The sequence below is a fragment of the Amycolatopsis sp. SID8362 genome (assembly GCF_010550475.1).
In the GTDB taxonomy this organism is placed as follows: domain Bacteria; phylum Actinomycetota; class Actinomycetes; order Mycobacteriales; family Pseudonocardiaceae; genus Amycolatopsis; species Amycolatopsis eburnea.
In genome coordinates, this window is record NZ_JAAGNB010000534.1 from 1 (window position 1) to 10084 (window position 10084).

Annotated in this window: 8 protein-coding genes; 2 read left to right on the plus strand and 6 right to left on the minus strand. The window is 71.1% G+C overall.

Annotated features, from left to right (window positions below; all coding sequences use genetic code 11):
* Both G3I65_RS16790 and G3I65_RS16795 read right to left on the minus strand, forming a co-directional pair.
* Positions 1–620: amidohydrolase family protein (locus tag G3I65_RS16790; RefSeq protein ID WP_160696952.1), on the minus strand; the 620-nt coding region annotated here is incomplete at its 3' end.
* Between the two features lie 84 nt (positions 621–704).
* Positions 705–1979, minus strand: a complete 1275-nt coding sequence (locus G3I65_RS16795; RefSeq protein ID WP_160696953.1) for a GNAT family N-acetyltransferase — start codon at positions 1977–1979, stop codon at positions 705–707.
* A gap of 162 nt (positions 1980–2141) precedes the next feature.
* On the opposite strand from G3I65_RS16795, the gene G3I65_RS16800 reads away from it, so the two are divergent.
* Both G3I65_RS16800 and G3I65_RS16805 read left to right on the plus strand, forming a co-directional pair.
* Complete coding sequence (locus G3I65_RS16800) at positions 2142–3011, plus strand: NmrA/HSCARG family protein (RefSeq protein WP_160696954.1); 870 nt, start codon at positions 2142–2144, stop codon at positions 3009–3011.
* A 28-nt stretch (positions 3012–3039) separates the two neighbouring features.
* A complete protein-coding gene (locus G3I65_RS16805) occupies positions 3040–3939 on the plus strand; it encodes an NADP-dependent oxidoreductase (RefSeq protein ID WP_160696955.1) in 900 nt (299 codons plus the stop codon).
* 224 nt (positions 3940–4163) lie between these two features.
* Here the strand turns inward: G3I65_RS16805 and G3I65_RS16810 are convergent, their stop codons facing one another.
* The 4 genes from G3I65_RS16810 to G3I65_RS16825 form a co-directional block, all read right to left on the minus strand.
* Positions 4164–4550, minus strand: coding sequence for a nuclear transport factor 2 family protein (locus tag G3I65_RS16810; protein ID WP_160696956.1), 387 nt, complete (start codon positions 4548–4550; stop codon positions 4164–4166).
* 67 nt (positions 4551–4617) lie between these two features.
* Complete coding sequence (locus G3I65_RS16815) at positions 4618–6933, minus strand: beta-L-arabinofuranosidase domain-containing protein (protein ID WP_160696957.1); 2316 nt, start codon at positions 6931–6933, stop codon at positions 4618–4620.
* 45 nt (positions 6934–6978) lie between these two features.
* Entirely contained in the window at positions 6979–8529 is a 1551-nt protein-coding gene (locus G3I65_RS16820; protein WP_160696958.1) for an alpha-L-arabinofuranosidase B, read from the minus strand.
* A gap of 396 nt (positions 8530–8925) precedes the next feature.
* Entirely contained in the window at positions 8926–9804 is an 879-nt protein-coding gene (locus G3I65_RS16825) for an alpha/beta fold hydrolase (protein WP_160696959.1), read from the minus strand.
* Between the last annotated feature and the right edge of the window lie 280 nt (positions 9805–10084).

Here is a 10084-nt window from a genome sequence, read left to right on the forward strand (position 1 = left end):
GCCGCGCGCAGGACGGCGGCGTCGAACTGGGCCAGGTGCTGGTGCGTGCCCGGGGTCAGGGTGCCACCGCTGGCCATGATCTTGATGACGTCGACCCCGTGCTCGACGTGCTCGCGCACCGCCTTGCGCACCCCGTACTCGGTCGGTTCCGCGACTCCCCCGAGGTAGTGGCAATGCCCCCGCGGACTGGTGATCGGCGGCCCCGCGGCGACGATCGCCGGCTGGTCCGCCCGCCCCCGCAGCCGCAGCGCGAGATAACCGCGGTCGCCCAGATCGCGAACCGTCGTCACCCCCGCCCGCAGCGACGCCCGGCCGGCCTCCGCCATGGCGGCGAGCGCCTCCTCGTCGGTCCGCGCCAGTAGCCGGCCGACCGCGTCGGGACCGGCGTCGAACGCGAGGTGGACGTGGGTGTCGATCAGCCCGGGCAGCAGCGTCACGTCACCGAGGTCGACGACGTCCGCACCGGGCGGCGGCCCGGTACCGGTCTCGACCGACCGGATCACCGCCCCGTCGAGCACGACGACCGGATCGGCCAGCAGATGCGAACTCGTACCGTCGAAGAGCCGCGCGGCGCGGATGGCGGTGAGCTTGCGCCGGTCGGTGACAGTCAGCTGGGTCATGACCACGACGGTCGCCGGTGACACCCGCGAACGCGTCCGCACAAGTACGGAGATCCGGTACGCACCTGCGGCTGCCGCGGTGCCCTAGTTCCGGCCGGCACCTTCACCCGCGATCGCCGCGCGGTCGTGCAGGTGCAAGCTGAGGTAGGCGAGGTCGGGCGCCACGTGGTCGACCTGGGCGCCGACGCGCCGCATCGCGCGGATCATCGGCGTGTTGGTCTCGTGGGCGATCGCGATGACGGCGGCGCTGCCGTCGGCGCGGGCGAGCGTGACGAGCCGCTCCAGCAACGCGCTTCCGGCGCGCTTGCCCTGCCAGCCGTCCTCGACCAGCAGGCCGACCTGCGCGCACCGGCCGCTGCGGAGCATCGTCGCCATCGCGATCACGTCACCGTCCGGCGTTTCCGCGAGCAGGACGCGCGTGGCCTTGTGCCGCAGCAACGGCTCCACCGGCGGCGGCTCACCACCCCCGTAACGACGGGCGAGCGTCTCGGCGCCGCACCGCGCGTGCATCGCCTCGATCGCCTCGACGTCGGCGAGCACGGCCGGACGGATGATCACCTCGGCGCCGGAAGCCAAGACCACCGGCGCCAGGCTCCCGGCCAGCCGGTGGCACAGGTCCAGCGCGGCCTTGGCCCGGGCGAACTCGGCGGGCGTGAACGGCAGCAGCGGCCGCGTCACCACCACCTGACCGCCGCCCGTCTCCGCCAGCCGCATCGACGTCCCGTCGAAGCCAGGCTTCTTGCCACCGCCGGGTTTCCGCTCGATCCCGCACTCGCCCAGCACCGCCCGCAGCAACCGGTCCGGATCGGCTCCCGTCGCGGCCGCGATGGTCAGCACCCGGGTCGGCAGGTCGACGAACTCGTGCACGTCCGCCGGCACGACCCGCACCTCCCGGCCACCACCGAGTTCGACGACCACGGCGATGTCCGCCGCGGTCGTCCCGGCCGGCGTGCGGACCAGGAACTCGTCCACCACACCGTCCGGCACGGCGAGCACCTGCAGCGAGACGATGTCGTAGCGGTGCGCGGCCAACGCCGCGGTGACGCCGGCCAGGCTGCCCGGCACGTCCCGCACAGTGGCTCGCACCCGCCAGGCCATCCCAGTCCGCATTTCCTGCGGCTCCACGACACGGCCGGCCGGCGCCCGGTGCGTCCACCACCACCGCCCGCCGGCGGTGACGATCAGCAACCCACCCAGCCCGAACAGCACGACCGGCGCAACCCGGTTGTGCGCCAACGTACTGACGAACAGATCAGCCACCCCGGTGGCGATGAACAGGGCCGCCAGCTCGACCAGCTCACGACTGCGCGAGGTCCTGTCACGCTTCGCGGATTTCGGATTTCCCTCGGCTTCGGTCATGCGGCCAGGTTGACCGCCGACTTTTACCCCGACCGCGCCGATCTGTCACGATCCAGTTAACGAACGCACCGCGATCGAGACTACCCGCAACTGGCGGGTTATCGGAAGAACCTGGCGCGACACCGGTGGTACGCCGAGCGCCGCCGACCGCATCGTGGAGACATGGCACAACAGATCAAGCCCGACGACACCGGCACGATCGCAGTCTTCGGCGCGACCGGGCGACAAGGCGGGGCGGTGGTCGACGCGCTGCTGGACCACCAGGCCACCGTGCGGGCCCTGGTCCGCAACCCGCACTCCGACCGGGCTCAGGCACTGGCCGCCCGCGGCGTCCAACTCGCGGCCATCCGGACCGACGACCCGGCATCGCTGACCACCGCGCTGACAGCGGTCGAAGCGTTCTCCTTCATGACACCGGAAGCGAACAACCTCGACGAGGTCGAAACGGAAATCCGCATCGGCACCGCGCTCGTCGACGCGGCGGCCGCGGCACGCGTCCCGCGCGTCGTCTTCAACTCGGTCATCGGCGCGGACCGGGAACGGGGCGTGCCGAACCACGACTCGAAGCACTCGATCGAGGAACACCTGAGGAAGTCCGGCCTCCGGGCCGCGATCGTGCGCCCGGCCCCCTTCATGGAGGAGCTGGCACCGAAGCTGGAGCACGGAGAGATCGTGCTGAGGCTGCCGATGCCGGCGGACGCCGCCCTGAAGATGATCTCGGTCCGGGACGTCGGCCGGGTCGCCGCCGCGCTCCTGCTCGGCACCGCGGAGGCACCCGGCGAAGCCGTCGAGCTCGTCGGCGACGAGCTGACCGGCCCTCGGATCGCCGCGGCGTTCGGGGCGCACGCCGGGCTCCCGGCACGGTACGAGGCTCTCCCGTTGAGCGTGCTTCCCACCGACCTCGACCAGGCGATGTTCCGCGAGTTCGCGAAGGCGGCGGCACACCCGTCGGATCTCGGCGCGGTGCGCGCGATCGAGCCGGCCACCCTCGACCTGGCCGACTGGATCCGAGCCACCGCCTGGGCACGTTGATCTTTCCCTGGAGCGACTGGAGCAGGAAATGAAAGCGATCACCTACACCGAGTTCGGCGGCCCCGAAGTCCTCCGCCTCGACGAGGTCGACGAGCCGCACGCCGGACCCGGGCAGGTGCGGCTGAAGATCGTGGCGGCCGGGGTCAACCCGCTCGACTCCAAGATCCGCAACGGGTGGCGGCCGCAGATCACGCCGCCGTTCCCGGTGACCCCCGGCGTAGAGGCGGCCGGCGTCGTCGACGAGGTCGGCGAAGGCGTGACCGGCGTCGCGGTGGGCGACGAGGTCCTGGGCTGGACCGTCACCGGCGCGTACGCCGAGCACGCGCTGGCCGTCGACGTCGGCCCGAAGCCCGCGGACCTCGACTGGGACCTCGCCGCGGCACTGCCCGTCGCCGTCGAGACCTCGGTCCGCGTGCTCGACGCCCTCGGCGTCGGGGAAGGCGACACACTCCTGCTGCACGGAGCCGCCGGGGTGACCGCCACCGTCGGTGTGCAGCTCGCGCTCACCCGCGGCGCCACGGTCATCGGCACCGCCTCCCCCGGCAACCACGACTACCTGCGCTCGCTGGGCGCGACCCCGCTCGCCTACGGCGCCGGCCTCGCCGACCGGGTCCGCGAGGCCGCACCGCGGGGCATCGACGCCGTGTACGACGCCGCGGGGGCAGGCGACCTGGAGATGTCGATCGACCTACTCGGCGGCACCGACCGGATCATCACCATCGCCGATCAGCAGGCCGCCGAGCTGGGCGTCACCTTCTCCGGCCCCGGCACGCCGTTCGGGTCCCGCCTCGGCGAGTACGCCCGCCTCGCCGCCGACGGCACGCTCACGGTACGCATCGCGCAAAGCCTCCCGCTGGCGGACGCCGCGAAGGCGCAGGAGCTGAGCGCGAGCGGTCACTCCGCCGGGAAGCTCGTCCTGCGGCCGTAGCTCAGTCCCACACAGGCCGTGAGCAAAAGATCCCCCGTCCGGGTGTTCCTGATCCGCAATCTCGTCACGGACCGCTCGAGCGCAGGTTTCACCGGCGTGCGTGGTTGTCGGGACCGCGCGCGGGGACCGGTGTCCGCCACGGCTGGGGAGCCGGAGGGCACCAGCAGGGGATACGGCGTGCCGGGCTCGCACAGGGGGCGGGCCCGGCACACCACCCGAGACGGTCAGCCGGAACGTGAACCGGCGGGGTTGGCGTCGGTTCCGAGGTACGTGCCGTGTCCCTCCACCACGCGCGGCCCGTCGAAGATCAGCACCTCGTTGACCAGGACACCCTTCTGGTTCCGGTAGTTGATCACCAACGAGTCGACGCCGAGGTAGGTGCCCACGACCTCGAAGCGCAGGTCCGGTATCCGGCGCAGCCCTTCCGCCCAGTACGCGCGCAGGGCCGCCTTCCCCCGCAGCACACCGTCACTGCCGTCGAGCAGCTGGGCGGCCACCGGCGAACGGAACGTCACCTGCTCGGCGAAGTGCGCGAGCACCGCGTCCAGATCATGGGCGTTCCACGCGCGCACCCAGCTGCCGACGAACTCCTGCGCCGCGACCTGATCCATACCCGGATTGTGCCGTGCACCCGACGCGCCACGCTCCCGGGTCCGGGCAGCCACCTGCCGACCGCGCTCAGCCGGTGGGGACGATGCGCCACCGGTCGGCCGCCGCGCCGCTGTCGGGTCCCTGGACGGCGAACGCGCCGGCGGCCGTCGATCCGTTCGCCACGGTCAGCAGCTTGCCGCTATTCACATTGCGGATCTTCACCGTGCCGTCGCCCTGGTCGACGACCGTCCACCGGTGGTCGGCCGTGCCGTTGTCCGACCACTGCAGGACTTGCGCGCCGTCCGTTGTGGACATGTTCTGCACCCCGAGTACCTTGCCGCTGTTGGCGTTGCGGAATCGGACCGCCGTGCCGTCGGTGATCATCTCCCAGTTGTGGTCCGCCGTGCCGTTGTCGGTCCACTGCAGCGCGCGGCCGCCGTCGGCGGTGGACATGTTCTCGATTCCCAGCAGGAGCCCGCTGCCCACGTTGACCAGGTGGGACGTCGTCGTCCCGCCCGTGTTCCAGTAGGCCGTGTAGTTGAAGCCCTGCGCGTCGTAGAACGGCACCAGGCCCACCGCCGCGCCGTTCGCCTTGGCGCTGAAGGACAACGCGCTGCTGCTGGTCCGGGTGATCGAGCTCGCATCGAGCGTGGGCAGCCCGGTGAGCGTGCTGTTCCCGTAGTTGCCCGCCAGGACCACCGGCCCGTAGGTGACCGCCACGACAGTGGAGTTGTCGTTGGCAGGCCGCAAAGCGACCTTCATCGGCAGCCGGACCGTGACCGTGTCGCCGGTGGCCCACGAGCGGCTCACGGTGGCGTAGCTGCCGGGGGTGGTGGTGACGTTCTGGGCCACGCCGTTGACGGCGATGCTCGCCCCGCTGGTCCAGCCCGGGATGCGGATGCGCAGGTCCCAGGTCCCGCTCACGCTCCCGGTGACCGTCAGAGTGGTGGTGTCACCGGCCGGGAAGGACGTCGTCTGGGTGACGGTGATGCCGCGCTCGCTCCAGTTCAGCACCGAGGGCAGGAACTGGTTCACGATCAGTGCCGTGCCGGAGCGGAAGTAGATCGAGTCCGCCAGTTTCGTCTGGGTTTCCAGCCCGGTGCCCTGGCAGCACCAGAACGAGTTGTAGTCGGTGCTCCACGTGCCGCCGCCCCACGCCGGGCCGAGGCCGCGGCGGCCGCCCGGGTTCAGCGAGCTGAAGTACGTGACGTGCCCGTGGCTGTCGGCCGGGTTCTGCTGGCCGATCATCTGGTTGAGCAGCGCCCGCTCGTAGTAGTCGGCCAGGTCGGCGCGGTCCGGGTAGAGCGTGAACAGCTCCCTGGTCAGCTTGAGCATGTTGTAGGTGTTGCAGCTCTCGCACGTGTCCTGGTTCAGGTAGGACGCGATGGCGTTGGGCGCGCGGAAGTGCTCGGCCTGGCTGTTGCCGCCGATGGCGTAGGTGTGCGCGCCGACGGTGATCGCCCACGCGTTGGTCGCGATGTCGCGGTAGCGGGTGGTGCCGGTGGCCAGGTATTCCCGCGCGGCGCCGATCCACTTCGGGACCTGGGTGTTGGCGTGCAGGCCGTTGAGCTGGTCCCGGTTCGCCGCGAGCGGGTCGAACACGGCGGCGTGGTCGAACCGCTGCGCGACGGCCAGCCACCGCGTGTCGCCGGTGTCCATGGCGAGGTCGGTCAGCACGGCGTTCATGCCGCCGAACTCGGTGCCCAGCACCGACTGCATCTGGCTGTAGCTGAGCCGTCCGGTCCGCCGGTCGACCCACGCCGCCAGGTTCAGCAGCACGTCCCGGGCCTGCGTGCTGCCGACGTACCGCCAGACGTCAAGCAGGCCCGCCATGGTCTTGTGGACGCAGTAGTACGGCACGTTGCCGTTCGACAGGCGCCCGGCCTCGAGGTTGTCGAAGTCGGCCTCGGGGAAGCCGGACAGGTACCCGGCGGTGAACCCCGCCGTCCCGTTGTTGGCCTGGCACTTGGCCAGCTCGGCGACCATGTAGTTGGCCTTGTCCCGGCACGTCGTGTCTCCGGTGACCGCCCACAGCTGGGCCCACGCGGTGAGGAAGTGCCCCTGGACGTGGCTGCGGAACGGGAAGTTCGGCGCGTCCCAGCCGCCGTTGGTGGCGGCGCCGTTGGTGCCGAGCCGGTGGTTGGTGCGGAAGACGTACAGCAGCCGGTCGACGTCGACGAACCGCAGGTAGTTCTGCGTCCGGTTCTGGTTGTCCAGCCACCGGCTCGCGGTGAGCCGCACCTGGCCGAGGGCGAACGGGGAGGCGGCCACGCCGGCCGCCAGCGGCACCGGACCGGTTGCCGCGTCGGCGAAAGCTCCGCCGAGGGCAGGGACGGCGGTGGAAGCGAGAGCGGTGGCACCGACGGCGCGCAGCCACTGCCGCCGGGTGTAGGAAGAGGTCACCGAAGTTCTCCGTTCAGCGGGGACGTGGTCGGAAGAGTCACTTCGTCAGCTCCACGGAGTCGCCGTGAGCCAGCTGGTGTCCTGGGCCCACGACGTGGTGGCGTCCCAGGCGTTCGTGCCGCCGTTGCCGGCCAGGTAGCCGGTGTAGGCGTAGTGGCGGATGTACTTCGCCGGGTAGTTGACGGACTGGAACGAGCGGCCGGTGCCGCTGTTGCCCGCGGTGGAGCAGAACGTCGCGTCCTGCGCGAAAGTGCTGCCGCCGTCGTCGATGTCCAGCTGCAGCCGGAAAGCGTAGTGACGCAGGTAGCGGCCGCGCGCGTTGGCGGACTCGAAAGTCAGGCAGGAGCTGTTGGCCAGTCCGGCCCGGACGATCCAGGTGGCATCGGCCTTGGTGGTGGCCGAACTCGCGGAATCGACGGCGGAGATGACGACCTTGTTGTCGGAGTCGTTGTGGCGCAGGTAGTCGGAGGTGCAGCACGCGGTGGTCGCTTGCAGGGAGACCCGGGCGCCCGGGGTGAGGGTCCCGCTGCCGGTCGGGGCGTCGCTGTAGCCGGCCGCGCTGATGTTGGCCTGGACGGCGTTCTCCGTTGCGTCCGAGGGATAACCGGCCGTCATGACACCTTCGTAGAAGGTTCCGGTGGCGCCGTTGCTGTTGTCGCCGCCGATGCCGAGGATGATCGCGCCCTGCTTCTTCATCGGGTTGTAGCCGGGGACGTTCGGCCGGACGCCACTGTAGTAAGTGGACAGACCGCCCGACCGGGCGTTGCCGCCGCGGATGGCCCACTGGTTCGGCGCGCCCTTGACCACGGCGGTCTGGAACCGGTTGGCGACGGTCGGGTCGCCCGCGTTGTAGTGCTGGTTCACACCGGAGAACAAGCCGTTCTCCAGGTCGGCCATGACCCACGGCCCGGGTCCGGCGCCGTAGCCCCAAACCTTGTTGTTGCCGAAGTAGATGGCTTCCATGGTGCCGTTGCCGTCGTCGTTGCCGGTGGTTTCGGCGTTGCCGTAGTCGAAGCAGCAGCCGCCGTTGTAGTGCGTGCCGTCGAGGACCGCGTACATCCCTTCGGGCTGGTCGCCGGTCGCGATCCCCGAGGTGTGGTTGTTGCGGTAGCCGGTGCCGGGGGCCACGTACACGCCGTACACCTTGTGCCCGGCGACCGTGACCGGCGCCTCGAAGGCGTTGGCGAGGTTGTCGTTCCCGCCGGCCGCCGGTCCGGGCCAGTAGCCCCGCAGCGCCCGGGTGAGGTGGTTGCCTTTGCCCGACTCGTCGTAGATGACGGTGATGACGCAGCTGGTGTTGGCGCAGAAGGAGTCCTGCGCGGCGGCGTTGGCGTACCCGCCGGCGCTCAGCACGCCGATGTCCCTGGTGACACCGTCGGAGGCGCGCTGGACCTGGTACAGCGGGCCGTTGTATGCGGCGTAAAGGGCACGGGTGGTGCTGTGCGCGGCGACGCACGGAGTGCCGCCCGCGGCGTAGATGTCGCAGGGTCCTTCAACGGCGGCGTGGGAGATCGCGGTCGTCGCCGCGCCGCTGGTCAGGACGGCGGTGGCGGCGGCCACTGCGAGCGCGCGCCGGATCCTCGATCGTCGGGGCATGAAAGCTCCTTTGTGGAAAGGAAAGCGTCGGTGGGTTGCGATGTCGCTCGTCAGATCACTTCTGCCGGTCTGGACGCGGCAGCGGGCGCGCGATGCTGTGCGGCGATCAGCCGACGGCCAAACATTTGCAGCGCAGGCACCATGAACTCCCTTGTTCATCGATACGGAACAGCGCGCCGCCCGGCCTATGTTAGCGCTAACATTTTCTGGTGGATCTTCGCGCTCGGCCGTTCGGATTGGGTTATCACTATCGACGAACAGCAGGCCGACGTCAAGACGGCGATCCGGTCGTCATACGGCCTGCGTGCCGCGGAAGGACGCCCCGGCCCCGGAGCCGTCGGCCTGCTCGAAGCCGACGGTTCCGGCGCACGGGATCCCCGGCCGGTCAAGGCGTGCTCAGCGGGCCAGCAGGTCCCGGATCGCCCCGGCGATCTCGTCCGGTGCTTCCTCGGCCATGAAGTGCCCGGCCTTGGTCAGCCGGTGGTCCAGGTCCGGCACCCACGCCTGCCACACCGCGGCCGCGTCGTAGCCCAGCTGCGCGCCCCAGTCCTGCTGGACGACCGTCACCGGCATGGCCAGCTGCGACCCGGCGTCCAGATCGGCCTGGTCGTGGGCGACGTCGATCCCGGCCGAGGCGCGGTAGTCCGCGACGATCGACGGCACCGCCGCCGCGCTCGCCCGCAGGTACTCCGCGCGCACCTCCGCCGGGATCGCGGCCGGGTCGTTGGCCCAGGCGTCGAGGAACGAACCGAAGAACGCGTCCGCGCTGCCGGCGATCATCGTCTCGGGCAGACCGGGCGGCTGCGCCATGAGGAACAGGTGGTAGCCGACCGCCGCCGGGACGCCGTGCAGCACGTTCCACATGTCCAGCGTCGGCACGACGTCGAGGATGCCCAGGTGCGAGATCGTCTCGGGGTGGTCCAAGCCGGCCCGGAAGGCGACCAGGGCGCCCCGGTCGTGCCCGACGAGGGCGAAGCGCTCGTGGCCGAGAGCGGCCGCCAGCGCCACCACGTCGGCGGCCATGGTGCGCTTGGCGTACACGTCCTCGCCGGTGGCCGCGGGCTTGTCGCTGGCGCCGTAGCCGCGCAGGTCGGGGCAGATCACCGTGTGCTCGCCGGCGAGCCGCTCGGCGACGTGCCGCCACATCAGGTGCGTCTCGGGGAAACCGTGCAGCAGGACCACCGGGCTGCCGCTGCCGCCGACGGCGGCAGCCAGCTCGACACCGCCGGCACCGGGCAGGCGGACGTGGTCGAAACCGGGAATGGAGAGTGTCATCGAAGGCCGTCTTCCTGGTCGGGAACTTGACCTGGCCGAGCTTGGGCGACGGCGATCAGCAACCGATCAGTGCGCCCGGGCGCACCCGGCCGCCGGCACCGATGATGGGGACATGCGAATCGACGTGCTCGGTGCCGTCCGGGCCCTGGGCGACGACGGCAGCCCGGTCGGCCTCGGCGGCCCCCGCCACCGCGAGGTGCTCGCCCGCCTCGTCGCCGCCGAAGGGCGGCTGGTCACGACCGACACCCTCGTCGGCGACCTCTGGGCCGAGCCACCGGCA

What these genes read in the sequence shown, in the direction of transcription:
- G3I65_RS16820 (WP_160696958.1), bottom strand. Translation starts at nt 8,529, where the DNA reads ATGCCCCGACGATCGAGGATCCGGCGCGCGCTCGCAGTGGCCGCCGCC.
- G3I65_RS16810 (WP_160696956.1), bottom strand. Translation starts at nt 4,550, where the DNA reads ATGGATCAGGTCGCGGCGCAGGAGTTCGTCGGCAGCTGGGTGCGCGCG.
- G3I65_RS16800 (WP_160696954.1), top strand. Translation starts at nt 2,142, where the DNA reads ATGGCACAACAGATCAAGCCCGACGACACCGGCACGATCGCAGTCTTC.
- G3I65_RS16795 (WP_160696953.1), bottom strand. Translation starts at nt 1,979, where the DNA reads ATGACCGAAGCCGAGGGAAATCCGAAATCCGCGAAGCGTGACAGGACC.
- G3I65_RS16825 (WP_160696959.1), bottom strand. Translation starts at nt 9,804, where the DNA reads ATGACACTCTCCATTCCCGGTTTCGACCACGTCCGCCTGCCCGGTGCC.
- G3I65_RS16805 (WP_160696955.1), top strand. Translation starts at nt 3,040, where the DNA reads ATGAAAGCGATCACCTACACCGAGTTCGGCGGCCCCGAAGTCCTCCGC.